Source organism: Kosakonia sp. MUSA4, assembly GCF_013085925.1.
Lineage (GTDB): Bacteria > Pseudomonadota > Gammaproteobacteria > Enterobacterales > Enterobacteriaceae > Kosakonia > Kosakonia sacchari_B.
In genome coordinates, this window is sequence record NZ_CP025697.1 from 991,587 (window position 1) to 1,013,341 (window position 21,755).

The 21,755-nt window shown below is 55.8% G+C and carries 23 protein-coding genes; 16 read left to right on the plus strand and 7 right to left on the minus strand.

The window, feature by feature from the left end; translation table 11 throughout:
- Nucleotides 1–393 precede the first annotated feature (393 nt).
- The 3 genes from C0557_RS04655 to ampH form a co-directional block, all read right to left on the minus strand.
- Nucleotides 394–2,112: a lysophospholipid acyltransferase family protein gene (locus C0557_RS04655; protein WP_074776990.1), complete on the minus strand. Its 1,719-nt coding sequence runs from the start codon at nt 2,110–2,112 to the stop codon at nt 394–396.
- A gap of 195 nt (nt 2,113–2,307) precedes the next feature.
- Nucleotides 2,308–3,279, minus strand: a complete 972-nt coding sequence (hemB, locus tag C0557_RS04660; protein WP_208657661.1) for a porphobilinogen synthase — start codon at nt 3,277–3,279, stop codon at nt 2,308–2,310.
- 120 nt (nt 3,280–3,399) lie between these two features.
- Entirely contained in the window at nt 3,400–4,557 is a 1,158-nt protein-coding gene (ampH, locus tag C0557_RS04665) for a D-alanyl-D-alanine-carboxypeptidase/endopeptidase AmpH (protein ID WP_208657662.1), read from the minus strand.
- 190 nt (nt 4,558–4,747) lie between these two features.
- On the opposite strand from ampH, the gene C0557_RS04670 reads away from it, so the two are divergent.
- From C0557_RS04670 to C0557_RS04680, 3 genes are all read left to right on the plus strand, one after another.
- Complete coding sequence (locus C0557_RS04670) at nt 4,748–5,281, plus strand: isochorismatase family protein (RefSeq protein ID WP_208657663.1); 534 nt, start codon at nt 4,748–4,750, stop codon at nt 5,279–5,281.
- 133 nt (nt 5,282–5,414) lie between these two features.
- Nucleotides 5,415–6,635 (plus strand): peptide antibiotic transporter SbmA, encoded by a 1,221-nt coding sequence (gene sbmA, locus C0557_RS04675; protein WP_208657664.1) that lies wholly within the window; start codon nt 5,415–5,417, stop codon nt 6,633–6,635.
- 13 nt (nt 6,636–6,648) lie between these two features.
- Nucleotides 6,649–7,758 (plus strand): DUF1615 domain-containing protein, encoded by a 1,110-nt coding sequence (locus C0557_RS04680; protein ID WP_208657665.1) that lies wholly within the window; start codon nt 6,649–6,651, stop codon nt 7,756–7,758.
- Here C0557_RS04680 and C0557_RS04685 read toward each other — a convergent pair.
- Nucleotides 7,755–8,063 carry a DUF2755 family protein gene (locus tag C0557_RS04685; protein WP_074776995.1) on the minus strand — a complete coding sequence of 103 codons (309 nt, stop codon included), beginning with the start codon at nt 8,061–8,063 and terminating at the stop codon, nt 7,755–7,757. The genes C0557_RS04680 and C0557_RS04685 overlap by 4 nt on opposite strands.
- Before the next feature lie 280 nt (nt 8,064–8,343).
- Here C0557_RS04685 and C0557_RS04690 point away from each other — a divergent pair, with 280 nt between their 5' ends.
- Nucleotides 8,344–8,565, plus strand: coding sequence for a DUF2754 domain-containing protein (locus C0557_RS04690; protein ID WP_208657666.1), 222 nt, complete (start codon nt 8,344–8,346; stop codon nt 8,563–8,565).
- Nucleotides 8,566–8,568: 3 nt separating this feature from the next.
- On the opposite strand, the gene ddlA is transcribed toward C0557_RS04690, so the two are convergent.
- Nucleotides 8,569–9,669 (minus strand): D-alanine--D-alanine ligase, encoded by a 1,101-nt coding sequence (ddlA, locus tag C0557_RS04695; protein WP_208657667.1) that lies wholly within the window; start codon nt 9,667–9,669, stop codon nt 8,569–8,571.
- A gap of 151 nt (nt 9,670–9,820) precedes the next feature.
- On the opposite strand from ddlA, the gene C0557_RS04700 reads away from it, so the two are divergent.
- The 6 genes from C0557_RS04700 (at nt 9,821) to C0557_RS04725 (ending at nt 15,982) form a co-directional block, all read left to right on the plus strand.
- Nucleotides 9,821–10,459, plus strand: a complete 639-nt coding sequence (locus C0557_RS04700) for an extensin family protein (RefSeq protein WP_371813261.1) — start codon at nt 9,821–9,823, stop codon at nt 10,457–10,459.
- A gap of 169 nt (nt 10,460–10,628) precedes the next feature.
- A complete protein-coding gene (locus C0557_RS04705; RefSeq protein WP_208657669.1) occupies nt 10,629–11,819 on the plus strand; it encodes a multidrug efflux MFS transporter in 1,191 nt (396 codons plus the stop codon).
- A 269-nt stretch (nt 11,820–12,088) separates the two neighbouring features.
- Entirely contained in the window at nt 12,089–12,349 is a 261-nt protein-coding gene (gene iraP / locus C0557_RS04710; protein ID WP_074776997.1) for an anti-adapter protein IraP, read from the plus strand.
- Nucleotides 12,350–12,448: 99 nt separating this feature from the next.
- Complete coding sequence (gene phoA / locus C0557_RS04715) at nt 12,449–13,864, plus strand: alkaline phosphatase (protein WP_208662792.1); 1,416 nt, start codon at nt 12,449–12,451, stop codon at nt 13,862–13,864.
- A 91-nt stretch (nt 13,865–13,955) separates the two neighbouring features.
- Nucleotides 13,956–14,276, plus strand: coding sequence for a phosphate starvation-inducible protein PsiF (psiF, locus tag C0557_RS04720; RefSeq protein ID WP_208657670.1), 321 nt, complete (start codon nt 13,956–13,958; stop codon nt 14,274–14,276).
- A 182-nt stretch (nt 14,277–14,458) separates the two neighbouring features.
- Nucleotides 14,459–15,982, plus strand: coding sequence for an FAD-dependent oxidoreductase (locus C0557_RS04725; RefSeq protein ID WP_208657671.1), 1,524 nt, complete (start codon nt 14,459–14,461; stop codon nt 15,980–15,982).
- A gap of 38 nt (nt 15,983–16,020) precedes the next feature.
- Here C0557_RS04725 and proC read toward each other — a convergent pair whose 3' ends face one another.
- Nucleotides 16,021–16,827: a pyrroline-5-carboxylate reductase gene (proC, locus tag C0557_RS04730; protein ID WP_007373462.1), complete on the minus strand. Its 807-nt coding sequence runs from the start codon at nt 16,825–16,827 to the stop codon at nt 16,021–16,023.
- A 138-nt stretch (nt 16,828–16,965) separates the two neighbouring features.
- On the opposite strand from proC, the gene C0557_RS04735 reads away from it, so the two are divergent.
- The 5 genes from C0557_RS04735 to ppnP all read left to right on the plus strand — a co-directional run bounded on the left by C0557_RS04735 (nt 16,966) and on the right by ppnP (nt 19,731).
- Nucleotides 16,966–17,427 carry a YaiI/YqxD family protein gene (locus C0557_RS04735; RefSeq protein ID WP_208657672.1) on the plus strand — a complete coding sequence of 154 codons (462 nt, stop codon included), beginning with the start codon at nt 16,966–16,968 and terminating at the stop codon, nt 17,425–17,427.
- 270 nt (nt 17,428–17,697) lie between these two features.
- Nucleotides 17,698–18,222 carry a shikimate kinase AroL gene (gene aroL / locus C0557_RS04740; RefSeq protein ID WP_074777001.1) on the plus strand — a complete coding sequence of 175 codons (525 nt, stop codon included), beginning with the start codon at nt 17,698–17,700 and terminating at the stop codon, nt 18,220–18,222.
- A gap of 49 nt (nt 18,223–18,271) precedes the next feature.
- Nucleotides 18,272–18,463, plus strand: a complete 192-nt coding sequence (yaiA, locus tag C0557_RS04745) for a protein YaiA (RefSeq protein WP_208657673.1) — start codon at nt 18,272–18,274, stop codon at nt 18,461–18,463.
- 219 nt (nt 18,464–18,682) lie between these two features.
- Nucleotides 18,683–19,360, plus strand: a complete 678-nt coding sequence (locus C0557_RS04750) for an AroM family protein (protein WP_208657674.1) — start codon at nt 18,683–18,685, stop codon at nt 19,358–19,360.
- Between the two features lie 86 nt (nt 19,361–19,446).
- On the plus strand, nt 19,447–19,731 hold the full coding sequence (gene ppnP / locus C0557_RS04755; RefSeq protein ID WP_043954677.1) for a pyrimidine/purine nucleoside phosphorylase: 285 nt from the start codon (nt 19,447–19,449) through the stop codon (nt 19,729–19,731).
- Between the two features lie 45 nt (nt 19,732–19,776).
- On the opposite strand, the gene rdgC is transcribed toward ppnP, so the two are convergent.
- Nucleotides 19,777–20,688, minus strand: a complete 912-nt coding sequence (rdgC, locus tag C0557_RS04760; protein WP_007373468.1) for a recombination-associated protein RdgC — start codon at nt 20,686–20,688, stop codon at nt 19,777–19,779.
- A gap of 100 nt (nt 20,689–20,788) precedes the next feature.
- Here rdgC and mak point away from each other — a divergent pair, with 100 nt between their 5' ends.
- On the plus strand, nt 20,789–21,697 hold the full coding sequence (mak, locus tag C0557_RS04765) for a fructokinase (RefSeq protein ID WP_208657675.1): 909 nt from the start codon (nt 20,789–20,791) through the stop codon (nt 21,695–21,697).
- Nucleotides 21,698–21,755: the final 58 nt, after the last annotated feature.

Genomic DNA, 21,755 nt, shown 5'->3' on the forward strand with positions numbered 1-21,755 from the left:
CGCTACGTTTATTTTTTTATTTTCACAATAAGTTAACACATTGATTTTATGGCGTGATTTGGCTCTTTTTTGTGAGCGGTTACACATATTAATCAGGTGAATGCCTGATGTTAAATATTCTTCTGGATAATAGATTGACCTGATTTTTCTCAGCCATTAATTTGGAAAAAAACAGTTTCAGGCAAATCCAGGAATATTTAACAAAGGAGGATATATATGGCCTGGCGACCGATTTTATATGTCATCCTGACGCATAATCCTCGTCTGAACAACAGGCGGGCTCAACTGCGGCTGGTGCAGAGTTGAATGCATTCGTGCCGGAAAAGGATGTCGCCTTCTCCGGCACGAAAGCCAGCGCTCAGACCTGCGGCGCGTTACACTTTTTAGCAACATTCAGCCCGCTTTTTGCTCCGGCAGATGCGCGGCGATATAACGCTCGTAGCGGTTTGCTTTCAGCCGCGTTAAATCCACCAGCACCAGACCATCGACACAGTTATTGAAATCGGGATCGCAACCGAAGTCGATAAACTGCACGCCGCCCGGTTCACACAGTTCAGAGTACTGCTTATAGAGCGGTGGAATGCCGCAACCAAGGTTGCCGAGCAGCGATTTCAGCCGGGTTAAATCTTCGGTGTAATCGTCACCGCTAAACTGGGCGAGCACGTCCGGCATCGAGGCGGGCCACGGCCGACGCGATGAGGCCAGAGGCCAGGTTGCCGGGAACCACAAGCGGTAGAACGCTACCAGCAGATCCCGCGCCGCTGGCGGCAGGCCGCCGGAGATAGAGACCGGGCCAAACAGGTAGCGGTATTGCGGGTAACGCGCCAGGTAAGCGCCAATGCCCGACCACAGATAATCCAGGCCGCGACGTCCCCAGTAGCGCGGCTGAATAAAGCTGCGCCCCAGTTCGATGCCGTGACGCAGCACATCGGACATTCGATCGTCGTAATGGAACAGGCTGTAACTGTATAAGCCTTCAACGCCGCGCGCTTCAACCTGCAGTGACGTCGGCATAAAGCGGTACGCGCCGACGATTTCCAGATCGGCCTCGTCCCACAGGATCAGGTGCAGGTAATCGTCGTCATATTTATCCGTATCACGACGTTTACCGCTGCCTTCACCCACCGCACGGAAGGCGATTTCGCGTAGCCGTCCCAGCTCGCGCAGTAACGGCGAGTCTTCCTGCCCGTTGCGCTGCCAGAGGTAAATAACTTTTCCGTCCGCGGTGCGGCCGAGGCACTCGGCATTATTAAGTGCGCGGCGCAGCGTGACGCGCTCTTCCGGGCGCGCGATGGCGCACTCGGTTTTGAAGGGGCCGGGGAGTCCTTTACCCAGACGCAACACATGTTGGCGACACTTATCGGCCAGTTCGCGCGGGGCGAGTTGCGGCGTATGCCAGCTATCCCAGGGAATGCGCTGGCCGATTTTGATCGGCAGGTTGCTGTCCCGGCGGCGAAACATCTGCTGCATAAGCAGCAGGAAGGGCAGCGTATCCGACACCATCGCGCTGGCGTAGAACAGCGCGCTGTTACGCGCGTCGATCCAGGCGGGCAGCAGCGGCGCGCGAAACTTACTCGCCAGTTTGATAAACCCGGCATGCCAGCTTTTATCGCGGATACCTTTACGCGTCATGCGTGAGACTTCTCCCGCCGGGAAGAAGATCAGCACGCCGCCGCCCTGCAAATGGTTTTCCATCTGTTGCAGCGAGGATTTCCGCGTGCGGCCGCCCATGTTATCCACCGGGATAAACAGCGAGCTGAGCGGTTCAAGGTGGGTCAACATGCGGTTGGTGACCACCTTCACATCGCGGCGAACGCGCGAAACCGCGTACATCAGCGCCATCCCGTCAAGCGTACCTGTCGGATGGTTAGCGATGATGACCAGTGGGCCTTGTTCGGGGATTTGTTCGAGGTCGTGAGCGGGAACGGTGCAGCGGATTTGTAGATGTTCAAGCACTTGCTCCACCATATCCAGCCCTTTCAGGTGGGGATGGCTTGCGGCGAACTGCTGGAACTCCTGTTCGTAAAGCAGGCGCCGCAGCAGGTTTTTTTGCCAGGGCGCAGGTCTGGCCTGCGGCCAGAGATCCTCAAGTACGTTGTCGAGACTAAACATGATGGTTTCTCCTCCCGTCTTGCCGATGACAGTAACGGGAGAAGATGACGTTTACATTTCATTACAATGAAGATATGACAACGGCAAGACGGCTGGATGACAGCAAAAGCGGTGCGGAAGGGATGTTTCTCTCCCCCGCAGGGGAGAGAAAGGGGAAGGGATAGCTCTCTCCCCCGCAGGGGAGAGAAAGGCGGCTCAAAGAATGCCGCGTTCGGCGAGGTCGAGGGCGAAGTAGCTGAAGATCAGGTCTGCGCCCGCGCGTTTGATCGCGCCCAGGCTTTCCAGCACCACTTTGTCTTCATCGATTGCACCCGCCAGCGCGGCGAATTTGATCATCGCGTATTCACCGCTCACCTGATAGGCGCCCAGCGGTAACTCGGTGCGTTCACGGATATCGCGCAGGATGTCGAGGTATGCGCCTGCTGGTTTCACCATCAGGCAGTCTGCGCCTTCGGCCTGATCGATCAGCGATTCACGGATCGCTTCGCGGCGGTTCATCGGGTTCATCTGGTAGGTTTTGCGATCGCCTTTCAGCGCTGTTCCTGCCGCTTCACGGAACGGGCCGTAGAACGAAGAGGCGAACTTGGTCGAGTAGGACATGATGGCAGTATCGGTAAAGCCTGCTGCATCCAGCGCATGGCGAATCGCCTGCACCTGGCCATCCATTGCTGCGGAAGGGGCGATAAAGTCCGCGCCTGCGGCGGCGGCAATGACAGCTTGTTTGCCGAGGTTAATCAGGGTCGCATCGTTATCGACTCCGTGATCGCACAGCACGCCGCAATGGCCGTGAGAGGTGTATTCGCAGAAACAGGTATCGGACATCACGATCATCTCCGGCACCGTCTCTTTACAGATACGCGACATGCGCGCCACCAGGCCATCTTCACGCCAGGTGTCGCTGCCGGTCTCATCAGTGTGGTGAGAGATGCCGAAGGTCATCACCGAGCGAATACCGGCTTTGGCGATGCGTTCAATTTCGCGGGCGAGATACTTTTCCGGAATGCGCATCACGCCGGGCATCGCCTCAATGGCTTTGTAATCGTCTAGCTCTTCTTCAACAAAGATCGGCAACACCAGGTCGTTTTTGCTCAGTGTTGTCTCTTCAAACATGGCGCGCAGGGCAGGTGATTTGCGCAGGCGGCGTGGGCGAGTAATTAAATCGGTCATGGTATGCCTGATGTTTGTGGAACAGATGGCGGCATTGTAGCCGAAAAGCTGAGGTTCTGTTTTACCAAAATCGCCGTTAAGGGCAGAGGCAAACGGCGAAACCGTCTGCCTCTGATGTTGTCAGGAGGCGGGGATCACTTGCGGCACGTTGCTGCTTAACGCACTGACCAGATCGTTAACGCCGTCGCTCATATTGGCAAAGCGCGTCAGCGGCGAACGGGTGATGACGACAAAAACGCCGACATTATGCTGCGGCACCATCGCAATGTAGGTGATAAAGCCGCCGCCGCCGCCGGTTTTCTGAATGATCCCAGGATGCCCCTCTTTGGGCGCCATATAGACCCAGCCGAGGCCGAGCGCATCGGCTTTGCCGGGCACATCCATGCCGATCACCCGCGTTAACTGGTTGCGCGGGTAGATCAACGTTTGCATGCGATCCGCCTGGCTGTTACGGGTGTAGAAATCCGACGACAGGAACTGCTGCATCCAGCGCATCATGTCTCCCGGCGTGGAGTAGACGCCGCCGCTGCCGATGGCGGCCAGCGTGTTATTGCACGGGCTGGCGCCTTTCTCGGCGATCATCAGGCGCTTGCACTGATCCGGCGATGGGGTAAAGGTGGTGTCTTTCATCCCCAGCGGGCGGGTGATCTGCTCTTCGAAAAGCTGCGGGTAAGGCTTGCCTGCCGCCTTCGACAAGGCATCCGCCAGCAGATCGAAGGCCAGATTGGAGTAAGCCGCCTGCGTACCCGGCGCGGTTTTCAGCGTGGCGGTTGAGAGCCAGTTCCAGCGCTGTTCGTACGTTGGCCAGACGAAAACGGGACGTCGCGCTGCGCCGCCGGGTTGTTCGCGCGGCAGAGCGCTGGTATGCGTCGCCAGGTTCACCAGCGTAATTGGCGTGCCCAGGTAGGTCGGCACGCGCGTGCCGGGAGGCGCATATTTACTTAACGGATCGTCGAGACGGACTTTGCCCTGATCGAGCATCTTCACCAGCATTTCGCTGGTCATCAGCTTGGAGAGGGAAGCAATACGAATCACCGAATCAAGCTGTGGGCGAACGTTGCTGCCGGGGCGGGTTTCGCCGTAGCTTTTAAACACGCGCTGGTTGCCGTCAATCACCACCATCGCCATGCCGGTTGCGCCACTACCGTAATAAATATGGTTGGCGTAACGATCAACAATATCAGATGCAAATACCGGGTCAGGAGACTGAACAGCCGCCTGAGCGGAAGTCAAGCTCTGCGCGCAGAGCAGCGCAGAGAGAAGCAGACAACGTTTCAACGCAGGATCCATAAATAAATGGGATAGATAGAGCGTATTTATACTACTTAGTGCGGTGTTGCAAAGGCCCAATTAGCGGATTCTTTCCCCCTAATACGTAACGATGGGTAAAAATGGTTATTTTGCCGCCAGACCACGACATTCGCCGGATGTGGTAATCTCCTTCTTTCCCACTGACAGGAGAGAGCAGATGGCAGGTAAACGGGTCGTGATGGTGGTGGATATGCAAAATGGCGTGTTCGCCACCGAGCGTATTCAGCGGGCGCAGTGTGTCGCCCGCATTAACCAGTTAACGCAGGCCGCCGATACGGTGATTTTTATTCAGCATGTGGAAGCGGGCGGGCTGGAAGAGGGGAGCGAAGGGTTTGCGCTGCTGCCGGAGCTGCATCAGCCTGCGAACGCCCTGTACGTCACCAAAACCGCCTGCGACGCGTTCTATAAAACGCAGCTTGAAGCGGTGCTGCGCGAGCACGATATCAATGCCTGGGTGATGTGCGGTTGCGCCACCGATTACTGCGTGGATACCACGCTGAAAAACGGCGCCAGCCGGGGCTATTCCATCACAATGGCGCAGGATGCCCATACCACCGCTAACCGCCCGGCTGCGCAGGCCACAACCCTGATCAATCACTACAACGACGTGTGGCGCACGTTGACCGTGCCTGGCAACCCGGTGTATGTGAAACCGGTCGAAACAATTCTTCACGAATGGCAAGCGAACTAAGGGGTTACCCTCAGGTCTGATACAACGACACGGCGTCGCACTGCGCGGCGCTTTTTTATCCCTGCGCTATGCCCGGTGCAGGAATCCGCTACACAGCATTTTTGTAAATAATAAGAAGTAAGCAGGAGTACCCATGTTTAAATCTTTCTTTCCTAAGCCGACGCTGTTCTTTTTGTCGGCCTTTATTTGGGCGCTGATCGCTGTCGTATTCTGGCAGGCTGGTGGTGAGGGCTGGTTAATGCGCTTAACCGGCGCATCGGCGGAAGTGCCAATCAGCGCCACGCGTTTCTGGTGCCCCAGCTTTTTACTTTTTTATGCTTATTATGCCGTTTGCGTCGGCCTGTTTGCGCTGTGCTGGTTTGTCGCCTCACCGCACCGCTGGCAGTACTGGTCGGTACTCGGTACGGCGTTGATCGTCTTTGTGACCTGGTTTTTGGTGGAGGTGAACGTTGCCATCAACGCCTGGTATCAGCCGTTTTTCGATTTGGTGCAAACCGCGCTCAGTGCGCCCAACAAGGTCAGCCTGAACCAGCTTTATAGCGAGATTGGCGTCTTCCTGTGGATCGCGCTGATTGCCGTGACGGTGGCGGTGCTGAATAACTTTTTCGTCAGCCACTATGTGTTCCGCTGGCGTACGGCGATGAACGAATACTATATGGCGCACTGGGCGCATCTGCGTCATATCGAAGGGGCCGCGCAACGTGTGCAGGAAGACACCATGCGTTTTGCCCAGACGCTGGAAGATATGGGCGTCAGCTTTATCAATGCGATCATGACGCTGATTGCGTTTTTGCCGGTGCTGGTGGCGCTGTCGCCGCATGTGCAGGAGCTGCCGCTGGTGGGACATGTTCCTTACGGTCTGGTGATTGCAGGCGTGGGCTGGGCGTTGTTCGGCACCCTGTTGCTGGCCTTAATCGGTATCAACCTGCCTGGATTACAGTTTAAGAATCAGCGCGTTGAAGCCGCCTACCGTAAAGAGCTGGTCTACGGCGAAGATGACGCCACGCGCGCGCAACCGCCGACCGTCGCCGAACTGTTCAGCGCCGTGCGCCGCAACTATTTCCGCCTCTATTTTCACTACACCTATTTCAACATCGCCCGTATTCTCTATATGCAAGTTGATGTGGTGTTTGGTCTGATTATGCTGTTTCCGACCATTGCCGCTGGCGCGATTACGCTGGGTCTGATGCATCAGATTACCAACGTTTTCGATCAGGTCCGCAGCTCGTTCCAGTACTTGATCACCTCCTGGACGACGCTGGTGGAGCTGATGTCCATCTACAAACGTTTGCGCAGTTTTGAGTATGAATTGAACGGCCAGGAAATTGTGCCTGTGCCTCACCGTTTTGGTTAACACAAGGAACGTTATGGTTTACGTCCCCCGTTTTGGCTGGCTGCTGGCGGCTCTGATCCTCGCCGGTTGTAGCACGCAAGGCCCGGTTTCCCAGCGGGAAGCGGAGAAAGAAAAAGAGAGCAACAAACCGTTGGATGTGGCAAGCGTGGTGCGGCAGAAAATGCCCGCCAGCGTGAAAGATCGCAATGGCTGGGCGCAGGATATCGCCACCACATTTAGCAGCCAGAAGCTGGCGCCGACGCTGGAGAATATCTGCTCGGTGCTGGCGGTGGCGCAGCAGGAATCGAACTATCAGGCCGATCCGGCCGTGCCGGGGCTGAATAAAATCGCCTGGAAAGAGATCGATAAGCGCGCGCAGCGGATGCACATTCCGCCGCTGCTGGTGCATACCGCGCTGAAAATCCCTTCGCCGAACGGCAAAAGCTACAGCGAGCGGCTGGATAACGTCAGAACGGAAAAAGAGCTGAGCGCCATTTTTGACGACTTTATCAATATGGTGCCGATGGGGCAGACGCTGTTTGGTTCCTTCAACCCGGTGCGTACCGGCGGGCCGATGCAAATCAGCGTGGCGTTTGCCGAGCAGCATACCGAGGGTTATCCGTGGAAGATGGATGGCACGGTACGCCAGGAAGTGTTCAGCCGTCGCGGCGGTTTGTGGTTCGGCACTTACCATCTCCTGAATTATCCCGCCAGCTACAGCGCGCCGATTTACCGTTTCGCCGACTTTAACGCCGGGCTGTACGCCAGCCGCAATGCGGCGTTCCAGAATGCGGTCAGCAAAGCGACCGGCGTGAAACTGGCGCTGGATGGCGATGTGATCCTTTACGGCAGCAGCAATACGGGCGCGACGGAACAGGCGGTAAGAAAGCTCGGGCCGAAACTGGGGATGAGCGATCGCGATATTCGCCGTCAACTGGAGCGCGGCGACAGCCAGAAGTTTGAAGAGACGAAGCTGTACCGCGAAGTTTATCGTCTGGCGGAACAGAAAAGCGGGAAAACGCTGCCGAGAGAGATTTTGCCGGGGATCCAGTTAGAAAGCCCGAAGATCACGCGTAACCTGACGACAGCATGGTTTGCGAAGCGCGTCGACGATCGTCGGGCTGCCTGTATGGCGCAGAATTAATCTGAGTGGTGTCGTCGCCAGCGCAGGAAAAGGCCGATGACACCCAACAATGCGCTTCCCGCAAGGAACGGCACGAGACCAAACAGCGTGCCGACGCCAAACCCCAGTTCAACGTGGGGGCGGGAGGCGTCCTGAACCTGCATCAATCTTTCGAACACGCCAGGCGCGTGTACCAGCAGGTTCAACAACTGCGCGCCAGCCCAGAAGCAGAGCAGGACAAACACGGCATAAGCCAAATTGCCTGGCCTTGAGGCATCACGTTTTTTCACGCCCGTGAAGGGTTTTGACAGGGAAAAATCAGCCATAAGACCTCCGGTACTCTTTACTCAATTCGTTGCTTACCTTTCAGTGATGCAGCAGCGGGTGCTGGTCAGAATTCAGGCTAATTGTGACAGTTGCGCCCCGTTGTCAACATCAGAATGGTGATAATTTCCCACCGGGAAGGATTCCGTTTGAACAATTTTTGTTAGTGATCACATTTTTTTAACATTTTCATTATTCAAGTAACATTTCAGATTTTCCATACATCACACAGACCTGAAAGAGAGTCTATGCGATGATGCATTTTTGACTGCCGGAGTTGTCATGAAGCTGCCTGCGAAAATACGCCGTGACTGGCACTATTACGCGTTTGCGATTGGGTTGATTTTTATTCTGAATGGGGTCGTGGGCCTGCTGGGGTTTGAGGCCAAAGGCTGGCAAACCTATGCCGTCGGGCTGGTGACCTGGGTGATTGGATTTTGGCTGGCCGGGTTGATTATCCGCCGCCGCCCGGAAGAGGAGGAGACAGCGGATAAGGCAAAGTAATGCTTAACCGTTGACGGAAATTTTCAGCGTGCTGTTTACCTGATGGCGCGCGATAGCCAGTTCAATCAGGCGGGTGATCAGGTCAGGGTAGCTGATGCCGCTCGCCTGCCACAGTTTTGGATACATGCTGATGTTGGTAAAGCCCGGCAGCGTGTTGATCTCATTGATAACAACTTCGTTGTCCGGCGTCAGGAACACATCGACGCGCGCCATCCCTTCACAGCCCAGCGTCTGGTACGCCTGCACTGCAATCTGGCGGATCTTATCGTTGATCTCCGGCGCGATATCCGCAGGCACCACCACCTGCGCGCCGTTTTCATCGATGTATTTGGTGTCGTAAGCGTAGAACTCGCTGTGCAGTACGATTTCGCCGCAGGTACTGGCTTGCGGATCGTCATTGCCGAGCACCGCGCATTCGATCTCGCGGCCTTTGATGCCTTTCTCAACGATCACTTTTTTGTCGAACTCAAACGCCAGGCGCACCGCTTCATGATACTGCGCTTCGCTGGTCACTTTGCTGACGCCAACGGACGAGCCCTGGTTGGCCGGTTTGACGAACAGCGGCAGGCCGAGTTGCGCTTCAACGTCGCTAAAGGCGATCTGCTGACGGTTGGCGCGCGTCAGGGTAATAAATGGCGCGATAGCTAATCCGGCATCACGCAGCAAACGCTTGGTGACATCTTTATCCATGCAGGCCGCCGAAGCGAGCACGTCGGAGCCGACAAACGGCAGGTTCGCCAGGCGCAGCATGCCCTGCAAGGTACCATCTTCGCCCAACGTACCGTGGACGATAGGGAAAATCACATCAACATCCGGCAGCGGCGCGCTGTTTTGCGCCTGGATAAGCTGCTGCGCACTGTTGCCCGGCACCAGCGCCACGCTGTTTTGCGACGGATTCAGCGCAATACGCGCCGGATCGCTGGCGTTAAGCAGGTAATTATTCGCATCGCTGATATGCCATTGACCCTGTTTATCAATCCCCAGCAGCACAACCTCAAAGCGCGACTTATCCATGGCATCGACAATATTTTTTGCTGACTGTAACGACACCTCGTGTTCCGCTGATTTGCCGCCGAAGACGACCCCTACCCGCAGTTTTGCCATTTCTACGTTCACCCACACTTATTCACAAAACACATACCATAGCACGACGAAACGCACGATTCGCGGCCTTCTGCCATAATGTTTTGAGGAAAACTGAGGGGGAGACGTGCGCGTAAAGAGCCTGATCGTTGTCTGCACTCTGCTGGCGCTGATGCTGGTGGGTTATCGCTATTTACCGTCTTATTACAATCCCTTCGCGCCGCTACAGTTGAGCGATCCGCCGGGACGCATCACCCAGTTTAAGTTACGCCGCTTGTCGCCGTCTGCCTGTGCCGCGCTGCTGGCGCAGGCCAATCAGCAGCGGCTCGTTACTTCTGTTGCGGTAGCGAACAGCGGCGGCGATTGCCCGTTAACCGATGTGGTGCGGGTGCGTGATTTCGGCGCAGTGAAACTGAGCAGCAGTTTTCTGGCAAGTTGCCCGCTGGCGCTCAGCTCTGCGTTGTTTATCGAACAGCAGGCGCGGCCGCTGACCGAACGTTTTACCGGCCAGCCGCTGCGCCAGATCGACCATCTGGGCAGCTACGCGTGCCGCAACATTTATAACCGTGCTGATGCGCGGCGTAGCGAGCATGCCAGTGCTGAAGCGCTGGATCTGAGCGCCTTTCGCCTGGCGGATGGCCAGCGGGTAACGGTGCTCAATGGCTGGCGGCAGCCTGAAACAGCGCCGTGGTTACGGGCGATGCTGAGCGCCAGTTGCGGCTATTATGGCAATGGTCTGGGACCCGAATACAATGCCGCTCATGCCAACCATTTTCATCTGGGGATGCGCGGTTTCGGGCTCTGTCGCTAAGCATAATCCACTGTAAGATCGGGGTTTTTATGCGCGCACTGTGGCGGTGTGCGATGCCGGACAGATAAAACACCGAATTCGCCGTAACCGCATCTCTGGTGACTCATCCGTGGCGCATTCTTGTTAACCTGTGCGCTGTTTGTCAAAACTTCAACAAATACCCGTACTTATGGAATCCTGGAAGGTCAATCTTATCTCGGTGTGGTTCGGCTGTTTTTTCACCGGCCTCGCTATCAGTCAAATTTTGCCGTTTTTGCCGTTATACGTTGCGCAGTTAGGCGTGACCTCGCACGAAGCGTTGTCGATGTGGTCGGGGCTGACGTTCAGCGTGACCTTTCTCGTCTCTGCCATTGTGTCGCCGATGTGGGGGAGCCTTGCGGATCGCAAAGGGCGCAAGCTGATGCTGCTGCGCGCCTCGTTGGGCATGGCGATCGCCATTCTGTTGCAGGCGTTTGCCACCAACGTCTGGCAGTTGCTGATCCTGCGCGGCATCATGGGGCTGACTTCCGGTTATATTCCGAATGCCATGGCGCTGGTGGCATCGCAAGTTCCGCGCGAGCGCAGCGGCTGGGCGCTGAGTACGCTCTCAACCGCACAGATCAGCGGCGTGATTGGCGGGCCGCTAATGGGCGGTTTTCTGGCCGACCATTTGGGGCTGCGCATCGTATTTATCATCACCGCGCTGTTGCTAATCGTGAGCTTTCTGGTCACGCTGTTTCTGATTAAAGAGGGCGTGCGCCCGACGGTGAAAAAGGGCGAGCGGTTGAGCGGTAAAGCGGTGTTCTCCACCTTGCCCTATCCGGCGCTGGTCATCAGTCTGTTTATCACCACGATGGTGATTCAGTTGTGTAACGGTTCTATCGGCCCGATCCTCGCCCTGTTTATTCAGTCGCTGTCGCCGCATACCACCAATATTGCTTTTCTCAGCGGATTGATCGCCGCGGTACCCGGTGTTTCAGCGCTGCTTTCCGCACCGCGCCTCGGCAAGCTGGGCGACCGGATTGGCACATCACGAATTTTGATGGGCACACTGGCTTGCGCGGTGGTGCTGTTCTTCGCCATGTCGTTTGTCACCTCGCCGCTACAGCTTGGCATTCTGCGCTTTATGCTCGGCTTTGCCGATGGCGCAATGCTGCCGGCGGTGCAGACGCTGTTGCTGAAATACTCCAGCGATCAGGTGACCGGACGTATCTTTGGCTATAACCAGTCGTTTATGTATCTGGGAAATGTCGCCGGGCCGTTAATGGGCGCGTCGGTATCGGCAATGGCGGGTTTCCGTTGGGTATTTATCGCCACCGCCGTGGTAGTCCTGATTAATTTCTGGCAACTGGTGCTGGCATTTCGCCGGGTGAAACGCTAATTCTGCAAACGGGCCGAAAATTCTTTTTCGGCCTTACTATAATTATTCCTTATATAAAATAACGCTTCAGCCGCTTCGTATTCCTTTTTTTTAGCACCACTAACAAATTAATTGGTTTGGCTTAAATTTCCGGAGAAACGTTTCGTTACCCCTTTTATTTCTGTGTGTTTAAGGAGTGTGAAAAAATGCACAAAATAAGAGATGTATTTTCTTTGCAACATCAGAACTGAGTGCTAACGTCTTTCCACCTCACATAAGGAAATCGTGCTATGAAAAATCTCATTGCTGAGTTGTTGGTTAAGCTTGCAGAAAAAGAAGAGGAGTCGAAAGAGCTGGTCGCCCAGGTGGAAGCACTGGAAATTGTAGTGACCGCACTGCTGCGTCAAATGGCCGCCTCTGAACAACAGGCGCTGATTCTGAGTATTGAAGGCGCGCTGGACGAAGTGAGGCAGGGAACGCACGTTACCGATCAGGACACGGAGTTGCTGCAACAGTACCTAAAGAAGCTTTTAAGGCATCCGCGTAGCTAAATCTCAGGCTCCCCGCCACTGTCATCTGACTGTCATACGCGCTGCCTATAGTCGCTCTGTTTTATTTTCTTTAAGTATTTGTACATGGAGAATATTAAAGTGAAACAGAGCGCATTATACCTCGCATTATTACCTGTGTTTTTTACCTCTGTTATTTATGCAGAAACAACGGATACCTCCGTTCTTGAACATCGTGCTGCTCAGGGCGATATTTCCACGCCTGGCGGCGCGCGTCGTCTGACTGCCGATCAAACCGCTGCACTGCGTGATTCGCTCATCGATAAGCCCGCCAAAAATATTATTTTGTTAATTGGCGATGGCATGGGCGATTCAGAAATAACCGCCGCACGAAATTATGCCGAAGGCGCAGGTGGGTATTTCAAAGGGATTGACGCATTACCGTTAACCGGCCAGTACACGCACTATGCGCTGGACAAAAAAACCGGTAAACCGGACTACGTGACGGATTCGGCCGCCTCGGCCACCGCCTGGAGCACCGGCGTCAAAACCTACAACGGCGCGCTCGGCGTCGATATTCATGAAAAAGATCATATGACCATCCTCGAGATGGCGAAAGCGGCGGGGCTGGCGACCGGCAACGTCTCTACCGCTGAATTGCAGGATGCCACCCCGGCGGCGCTGGTTTCGCATGTGATCTCCCGTCGCTGTTACGGTCCGACGGTGACCAGCGAAAAATGCGCCCTCAACGCGCTGGAAAAGGGCGGTAAGGGCTCGATCACCGAGCAATTGCTGAATGCCCGTGCGGATGTGACGCTGGGCGGCGGCGCGAAAACCTTCAGCGAAACCGCTACGGCGGGCGAGTGGCAGGGGAAAACGCTACGCGAGCAGGCTCAGGCTCGCGGTTACCAGATGGTGAGCGATGCCTCTGCGCTGGCGGCCATTACCGAAGCAAACCAGCATAAACCGCTGCTCGGCCTCTTCGCCGATGGCAATATGCCGGTACGCTGGGAAGGGCCGAAAGCGTCGCTGCATGGCAATCTCGATCAACCCGCCGTGACCTGTACGCCGAATGCCAAACGTACCGACAGCGTACCGACGCTGGCGGCAATGACCGAAAAGGCCATTGATCTGCTGAGCAAAAACGAGAAGGGCTTCTTCCTGCAGGTGGAAGGCGCGTCTATCGATAAACAGGATCACGCGGCGAATCCGTGCGGTCAGATTGGCGAAACCGTCGATCTGGATGAAGCGGTGCAGAAGGCGCTGGCATTTGCGAAAAAAGACGGCAATACGCTGGTGATTGTGACTGCTGACCACGCGCACGCCAGCCAGATTATCCCGCCGGATACCAAAGCACCGGGGCTGAGCCAGGCACTGAATACCAAAGATGGCGCGGTGATGGCGATAACCTACGGCAACTCGGAAGAGGAGTCGATGGAGCACACCGGTACGCAAGTTCGCATTGCGGCTTACGGCCCGCGTGCTGGTAATGTGGTGGGGTTAACCGATCAGACCGATCTGTTCTACACCATGAAAGCGGCACTGAACCTGAAGTAACGGCTGCCCGGCGGTAAATCTCTGCCGCCGGGTGGTTTTTTCAGTAATTAAGACCATCCTTAAAGGGTCACTTTGACAGAAGGATGGAGCAATGAAAATAACAGTTCTGGTTACCCTCATCTTCGGTCTGTTGTTTGTCGGCGCGCTCAGCGCGGCGGAAAAAACACTGACCCCGCAACAACAACGTATGACGCTTTGTAATCAACAAGCCAAGACCCAAACCCTGACAGGCGATGCCCGTAAGACGTTTATGAGCAACTGCCTGAAAAACACCAAAACGGAGCCGGGGCAAAAAAGCCTGACGCCGCAGCAGCAGCGAATGCGCGAATGTAATGCGCAGGCGACGCAGCAATCGCTGAAAGGCGAAGACCGCAGCAAATTCATGAGCGGCTGCCTGAAAAAACCGCAGTAATTCAGCCGGGTGGGCGTTCCACTTCGCTCACCCTTTTACCCTTCCTCCCGCGTTCTTATTGCCCGTTCCTCAATCTCTGCCAGGCTTAAACGGTGAGCAATGTTTCGCTTTGGTCTCTCTTGGCGGTTGTGCGCTGTCCGGCGTTACGCCCGTTTTTGCAACACTGACCCGGGAGAAAAAATATGAATTATCACTACGTTACTGATTTGAATTCCCTGCCGGAAAACCAGCCGGTGAAAGTTGATGTCGCAGGGACGTCGATGATCCTTATCCGTACCCTTGCGCAGGTTCGCGCCTTTCAAAGTAAATGCCCGCATGCTGGCGCGCCGCTGGAACAGGGCGCGGTGTGCGATGGCAAACTGGTTTGCCCCTGGCATAAAGCCAATTTTGATATCACCAATGGTGAATGGCGCGAGCCGCTGGCGCTGAAGAGCCTCAAACAATATCCGGTCACCCTTGAAGGGAACCGCGTACTGGTTAGCCCGCGCGCGCTCTCGCCTGCCAGCCATACGCTGATCCGTGGCGAACGCCCGCAAACGGCGGTGATCCTCGGTACCGGCGCGGCAGGCAGCGCGGCAGCAATTACCCTGCGTGATGCCGGGTTTAACGGCCATCTGATCCTGATTGATAAAGAGGACAGCGCGCCTTATGACCGCACGGCGCTCAGTAAATTTGTCCCCGCCGGGAAGATGAAGATCAGCGAAGTCCCGCATATTCTCGACGATGCCTTTTATAACCAGCCCGGCGTGGAGAGCTTGCGTGAAGAGGTGACTGACCTCGATTGCGAAGGGCATCAACTGACGCTGGCGAATGGCCGTCACATTACGTTCGACAAATTGCTGCTGGCCACCGGCGGGCAGCCGGTATGGCCGGAGATCCCCGGCAACCATCTGGCAGGCGTGCATGTGTTGCGCGATATCCACCAGGCGCAGGTGTTGCTCAATGAAGTCGAACAGGAGCAGCAACTGGTGGTGATCGGTAACAGCTTTATTGCGATGGAGCTGGCAGCCGCACTGCGCAATCAGGATATCGATGTCACGGTGGTGTCGCGCCACGCGCTGCCGTTTGTGCCGCAATTTGGTGAAGAGATCGGTCAGCGCTTCTTCAACCTGCATCAACAAAACGGCGTGAAATTTGTCACCGGCGAGCCGGTGGCGCTGGAAGGCAACGGCCACGTACAAGGCGTGACGCTGAAAAATGGCCGCACGTTGCCCGCGCATGTGGTGGTTTTCGCCACGGGCGTACAGCCTGCCACCGGGCTGGCTCACGATCTTCATCATGAACAGGACGGTAGCCTGACGGTAGATGAAACCCTCAGCGCGGCGCCGGATGTCTGGGCCGTCGGCGATATTGCCAGCTACCCGGCGCCGGAAGGGCGTCGCCGTATTGAGCACTGGCGCGTGGCGCAACAGCAGGGAAGGGTGGCCGCTCTCAATATGCTTGGCGAACACCGTCCGTTTGATCGGGTACCGTTTTTCTGGACCATGCAATACGGTAACCGCTTCGAATACCTGGGTTACACCCGCGAGTGGGATAGCATGAAAATGCTCGGCTCGTTTGACGACAAACGTTTTGCCGTGCTGTACGGCGAAGAGGGCATGCTGAAAGCGGTGCTGAGCTGCGGCGAGAACAGCGCCACTGCGGGATTGCTGTTGAAGATGCAAAAGCCTCTCAGCATGAAAACGGCCAGCGAACTGCTGGCCTGACAGGACTACGCCCTCTCCTGGCAGGGAGAGGGTGGCGGTTATTTGCTCAGTTTTTCTGACTTGTTCATGCAGGCTTCCATCGCCTCAATCACCGCTGCGCGGAAACCGCGCTCTTCCAGCACTTTGACCGCTTCAATGGTGGTGCCGCCAGGCGAGCAGACCATATCTTTTAACTCGCCGGGGTGTTTCCCGGTTTCCAGCACCATCTTCGCGGAGCCCATCACCGCCTGCGCGGCAAATTTATAGGCCTGCGCACGCGGCATACCGCCCAGCACGGCGGCATCGGCCATCGCTTCAATAAACATAAAGACATAAGCGGGCGCAGAACCGCTCACGCCGACAACCGGATGGATCATCGCTTCGGCAATCACTTCCGCTTCGCCAAAGCAGCGGAAAATATTCAGCACGTCCGCCGTATCTTCCGGCGTGACCAGCGCGTTCGGGGTAATGGAGGTCATGCCCGCATTAACCAGCGACGGGGTATTGGGCATCGCACGTACAATTTTGCGATCGTGCCCAAGTGCGCGCGCCAGTTGATCGAGCGTCACGCCTGCGGCAATCGACACCACCAGCGTCTCTTTATTCAGGCTGGAGGCGATTTCGCCCAGCACTTTCACCATGATGTTCGGTTTCACCGCGCCGAAGACGATATCAGCAATCTGCGCCACTTCCTGCGCGCTTTGCGCGGCGTTAATACCAAACTGATCGTGCAGAGCGGCCACTTTATCCGGCGACGGGGTATAGACCCAAATCTGTCCTGGCAGCACCTGCCCACTGGCAATCAGCCCGCCGAGAATCGCCTTGCCCATATTGCCGCAGCCGATAAAACCGATTTTCTTCTCCATCACGTTTGTCTCTTTTGCTTGTCATTGTGTGTGGCGTATAGCTTAACGTGGAATGGCAATCAGGGCTAAAGCTAAAAGATCTCTGCTTTCCCCTGGGAGAAATTAAAGCGACAATGCGCCACCAACTGAGGAGCGAGAATGGCGATTTGGGTTGATGCGGACGCTTGTCCGAATGTGATTAAAGAAATTTTATTCCGCGCCGCCGAGCGCACGCAGACGCCGCTGACGCTGGTGGCGAACCAGAACATCCGCGTGCCGCCGTCGCGCATCATCCGCTCGCTGCGCGTTCCGGCGGGGTTTGACGTGGCCGATAACGAAATCGTGCGGCTGTGCGAGGCCGGCGATCTGGTGATTACCGCTGATATTCCGCTGGCGGCGGAAGTGCTGGCCAAAGGTGCGGCGGCGCTGAACCCGCGTGGTGAACGCTATACTGAAGCGACCATACGCGAAAGGCTGACGATGCGCGACTTTATGGATACGCTGCGCGCCAGCGGGATTCAGACCGGCGGCCCGGATAGCCTGTCGCAGCGGGATCGGCAGCAGTTTGCCGCCCAGCTTGATAAATGGCTGCTGGAAGTTAAACGCCGTCAGCTGGAGTAAATTCGGAATCGGCAGGCAGGATATGCTACTGTTTGCCGCTTCGTAGACTTGCCAGCCTTAAGTAGATTCAGTAAGGTTGCCGCTACACTGTCGCCACGGAATCTTTACAGGTTGAACCTATGTCAAATCAGGTTTCATTTGTAGTCCATGCCCCGGGTGACATTAATGTGTAACGTTATATTTACGATTAGTATTGTACTCGCTTGATGATATCATCGCTGTCTTATTTTCCGTCCCTCCTCGCGTGGGACCTGGAGGGAACACCTGCTCATGACGCTACCCATTTTTTTAGTCGGCGCACGCGGTTGCGGTAAAACCACTGTGGGCCAGGCGCTGGCGCTGGCGCAGGGATGTCAATTTATCGATACCGATTTCTGGTTACAGGAAACGGCTCAACAGACCATCGCGGATATCGTTGCCCGTGACGGATGGGAGGCGTTCCGCGCCTGGGAAACTGAAGCGCTGAAAACCGTCACCGCACCCGCGCGGGTGATTGCCACCGGCGGCGGTATTATTTTAAGTGAATATAATCGGCACTTTATGCGCGAAAAAGGCATCGTCGTTTACCTTTGCGCGCCTGTCGCGGTGCTGGCGGACAGGCTGGAAGCCTTTCCGGAAGAGGGACAACGACCGACGCTGACCGGTAAGCCGATTAGCGAAGAAGTCAGCGAAGTGCTGGCGCTTCGCGATGCGCTGTATCGCGAAGCGGCGCACCACGTGGTGAATGCGGCGCAGTCGCCCGATCAGGTGGTGTCTGATATTGAGGCCGCATTACAGCTGGCGCGCGCCAGTTAGCGAAACGATTGTCTATACTTATAGCTCGACCGGAAAATGAGGAAGAGCTATGCCGACAAAACCGCCTTATCCGCGTGAAGCCCGCATTGTTGCGATTGAAAAAGGCACGGGAAACCCGACCGTCACCTGGTATCAATTACGCGCCGATCATCCGAAACCGGACTCCTTGATCAGCGAACACCCCACCGAGCAAGAAGCGCTCGACGCCAAAAGGCGTTATGAAGATCCTGACAAAAGCTAAGTCGGGCGACGATTATTCTGACTGAGCGCCTGAACATTACAGAAACGGACTTGCATCACATTTTTTGACTGGCTTAACGCTGTTCAACGGTTACTATTGCATGGTTGCTGGAATTTATTTGAACACGGGAGTGTGATGTTCTCTTTACACGGCATAAGCTGTACTGCCGTGTAAAGAGAGCAAATAAGAACGAGTAGTATTGAAAGGCGGGAAGTAGAAATGAGTGCGACTTTGGCTATCCTGACCATTGGTGTAGTGCCGGTGCAAGCTATCTTACCGCTCCTGACGGAGCATGTTTCAGAGCAGCAGATCACGCATATCAGCCTGCTGGGGAAGATGGACCCACAAGAGGTGCGTGAGGAGTACGGCGCAGAAGCTGGCGAGTTTGCGATTCCGATGCAATTGCGCGATGACAGCCTCGGCATGCTCTCCCGTGCCCGGGTGGAGCGTGATTTGCAGAACGTTATCGAAGTGCTGGATAACCAGGGCTACGATGTCATTCTGCTCATGAGCACCGCCGATATTCGGGGATTTGTAACGCGCAATGCGATTTTAATCGAACCGCAGCGCATTATTCCGCCGCTGGTGGCGTCAATTGTCGACGGGCATCAGGTTGGGGTAATTGTTCCGGTACCGGAACTGATGGCGCAGCAGAAGAAAAAGTGGACGGTTCTGGAAAAAGAGCCGTATTACGAACTGGCGCATCCTTTCCTCACGACAGAAAGAGAATTTATTGATGCCGGACGAGCGTTGCTGGAGCGCGGTGCGGATGTGTTGATGCTGGATTGTCTTGGCTTCCATCAGCAGCACCGTGATTTGCTCCAGAAGGCGCTGGATGTCCCGGTATTATTGTCTAACGTACTGGTGGCGCGCCTCGCATCTGAACTGCTGGTCTAGTCGCAGCGCTGTGCAATTTCGCGTGACAGAAGTGAATACCGGCCCCTATAGTGGCTTTTCATACATTTTCTTTATAAGGGCCAGTCATGCTTCAAAGTAACGAATACTTTTCCGGTAAAGTGAAATCCATTGGTTTTACCAGCAGCAGCACTGGCCGTGCCAGCGTGGGTGTAATGGCGGAAGGGGAATACACATTTAGTACCGCGCAGCCGGAAGAGATGACGGTGGTCAGCGGGGCGCTGAATGTTTTGCTGCCAGGGGAAACCGAGTGGAAAACTTACACGGCGGGTGAAGTATTCAATGTGCCTGGCCAGAGTGAATTCCATTTGCAGGTCGCCGAGCCAAGCTCCTATCTCTGCCGCTACCTGTAATGCAAAACGCCCGGAAAACCCGGGCGTTTCTCTTTTGCTGAAGACTTAGCGCTGAGCTTCGCCGCCCAAACCTTCTACCAGATTTTGAATCAATGCCGCCAGCTCGCCGGTCATCAGAATAAAATCGGCATCAAAGCGCTGGGCGTAATCTTCCCGGTCGATATCTTCGTTCTGATCGCGAATCTCGTCGCAAAACTTCAGGCGTTTCACTGAACCGTCGTCGCAAATCATAAACTGGATGCGCTGCTGCCAGTCGAGCGCCAGCTTGGTCACCACTTTCCCGGCTTCAATGTGCACCGCGATTTCGTCGCTCACCAAATCCTGTTTTTTCGCGCGGATCACGCCGCCATCTTCCAGCATCGCTTTCAGTTCTGCTTCGTCCAGCAGTTGGAAACCCTGCGCCACGTTGCCGGAACGTACCCACTCGGTCAGCGTCAGCTCAATCGGGTTTTCCAGCGCCAGTGGCACAACCGGCAGCGAACCGAGGCTTTTACGCAGCAGCGCCAGCGTATCTTCCGCTTTTTTGGCGCTGGCGCAGTCAACCATAATTAAGCCGTTAACGGTGTCGATCCACATCATGGTCTGGCTGAAACGACTAAACGCGCGCGGCAGCAACGAATGCAGTACTTCATCTTTCAGCGAATCTTTTTCTGTTTTCTTCAGCTTGCGGCCCTGTTCGGCTTCAAGACGGGAGATTTTCGCTTCCAGCGCCTGTTTAACCACCGGCGTCGGCAGAATTTTTTCTTCTTTTCGGGCGCAGATAATAATCTGACCATTGGCGGTATGGGTCAGCGCGTCGCTGTGTGAACCCATCGGTGGAACCCATCCGGTTTTCGCCATATCCTGACTACCGCATGGAGTAAACGATAGTGGGGCAAGCTGTTTTTCCATCTCTTCCGCTCGCAGCGCCACATCGCGGCTGAGACGGTATACCATTAAATTTTTGAACCACAGCATGATTTTTTTCCACGGCCTTGTCGTTAAATGCAGCGGGCATGATAGCGAATTGTTGTCCGCCTTGCATTGCTAATGCGTGGTCCACCATGAGGAGTTTGATGTGCGTATCGGTATCGATTTAGGTGGTACAAAAACAGAGATTATTGCGCTGGGCGAGCGCGGCGAAGAACTTTTCCGCCATCGGCAGGCCACGCCGCGCGACTATCTGCAAACCATAGAGTTGATTGCGACGCTGGTGGATCTGGCGGAAAAAGAGACCGGTCAGCGGGGAACCGTCGGCATGGGGATCCCCGGTTCCATTTCGCCCTACACCGGCGTGGTGAAAAACGCCAACTCCACCTGGCTGAACGGTAAACCGTTCGACAAAGATTTAAGCCAGCGGCTGCAACGGGAAGTGCGGCTGGCCAACGATGCCAACTGCCTGGCGGTGTCTGAAGCGGTCGATGGCGCCGCGGCCGGGGCGCAAACGGTGTTCGCGGTGATCATTGGCACCGGTTGCGGTTCCGGCGTGGCGATCAACGGACATGTGCATACTGGCGGTAACGGCACGGCGGGCGAGTGGGGGCATAATCCGCTGCCGTGGATGGACGATGACGAACTGCGGTATCGCGCCGAAGTACCCTGTTACTGCGGCAAGCAAGGCTGCATCGAAACCTTTATCTCCGGCACCGGCTTTGCCACGGATTATCAGCGCTTAAGCGGCAATGCGCTAAAAGGTAATGAGATTATGCGTCTGGTTGGCGAGCAGGATGCGGTGGCTGAACTGGCGCTCGGCCGTTATGAGCTGCGGCTGGCGAAGTCGCTGGCGCACGTGGTCAATATTCTCGATCCGGATGTGATTGTCCTCGGCGGCGGCATGAGCAATGTCGACAGGCTGTACCAGACCGTTCCTGTGCTGGTGCGCAACTGGGTGTTTGGCGGCGAATGCGAAACGCCGATCCGCAAAGCGTTGCATGGCGACTCCAGCGGCGTGCGCGGCGCGGCCTGGCTGTGGCCGCAGGGCGAGTAAAACCGCAGGCGGAACAGCGGCTTCGCAGGCCAGATAAGGCGAAGCCGCCAGCCGGCAA

Coding starts and splice junctions, on each gene's coding strand:
- C0557_RS04655 (WP_074776990.1), bottom strand. CDS start 2,112: ATGTTTAGTCTCGACAACGTACTTGAGGATCTCTGGCCGCAGGCCAGA.
- hemB (WP_208657661.1), bottom strand. CDS start 3,279: ATGACCGATTTAATTACTCGCCCACGCCGCCTGCGCAAATCACCTGCC.
- C0557_RS04670 (WP_208657663.1), top strand. CDS start 4,748: ATGGCAGGTAAACGGGTCGTGATGGTGGTGGATATGCAAAATGGCGTG.
- sbmA (WP_208657664.1), top strand. CDS start 5,415: ATGTTTAAATCTTTCTTTCCTAAGCCGACGCTGTTCTTTTTGTCGGCC.
- C0557_RS04680 (WP_208657665.1), top strand. CDS start 6,649: ATGGTTTACGTCCCCCGTTTTGGCTGGCTGCTGGCGGCTCTGATCCTC.
- C0557_RS04685 (WP_074776995.1), bottom strand. CDS start 8,063: ATGGCTGATTTTTCCCTGTCAAAACCCTTCACGGGCGTGAAAAAACGT.
- C0557_RS04690 (WP_208657666.1), top strand. CDS start 8,344: ATGAAGCTGCCTGCGAAAATACGCCGTGACTGGCACTATTACGCGTTT.
- ddlA (WP_208657667.1), bottom strand. CDS start 9,669: ATGGCAAAACTGCGGGTAGGGGTCGTCTTCGGCGGCAAATCAGCGGAA.
- C0557_RS04700 (WP_371813261.1), top strand. CDS start 9,821: ATGCTGGTGGGTTATCGCTATTTACCGTCTTATTACAATCCCTTCGCG.
- C0557_RS04705 (WP_208657669.1), top strand. CDS start 10,629: ATGGAATCCTGGAAGGTCAATCTTATCTCGGTGTGGTTCGGCTGTTTT.
- iraP (WP_074776997.1), top strand. CDS start 12,089: ATGAAAAATCTCATTGCTGAGTTGTTGGTTAAGCTTGCAGAAAAAGAA.
- psiF (WP_208657670.1), top strand. CDS start 13,956: ATGAAAATAACAGTTCTGGTTACCCTCATCTTCGGTCTGTTGTTTGTC.
- C0557_RS04725 (WP_208657671.1), top strand. CDS start 14,459: ATGAATTATCACTACGTTACTGATTTGAATTCCCTGCCGGAAAACCAG.
- proC (WP_007373462.1), bottom strand. CDS start 16,827: ATGGAGAAGAAAATCGGTTTTATCGGCTGCGGCAATATGGGCAAGGCG.
- C0557_RS04735 (WP_208657672.1), top strand. CDS start 16,966: ATGGCGATTTGGGTTGATGCGGACGCTTGTCCGAATGTGATTAAAGAA.
- aroL (WP_074777001.1), top strand. CDS start 17,698: ATGACGCTACCCATTTTTTTAGTCGGCGCACGCGGTTGCGGTAAAACC.
- yaiA (WP_208657673.1), top strand. CDS start 18,272: ATGCCGACAAAACCGCCTTATCCGCGTGAAGCCCGCATTGTTGCGATT.
- C0557_RS04750 (WP_208657674.1), top strand. CDS start 18,683: ATGAGTGCGACTTTGGCTATCCTGACCATTGGTGTAGTGCCGGTGCAA.
- ppnP (WP_043954677.1), top strand. CDS start 19,447: ATGCTTCAAAGTAACGAATACTTTTCCGGTAAAGTGAAATCCATTGGT.
- rdgC (WP_007373468.1), bottom strand. CDS start 20,688: ATGCTGTGGTTCAAAAATTTAATGGTATACCGTCTCAGCCGCGATGTG.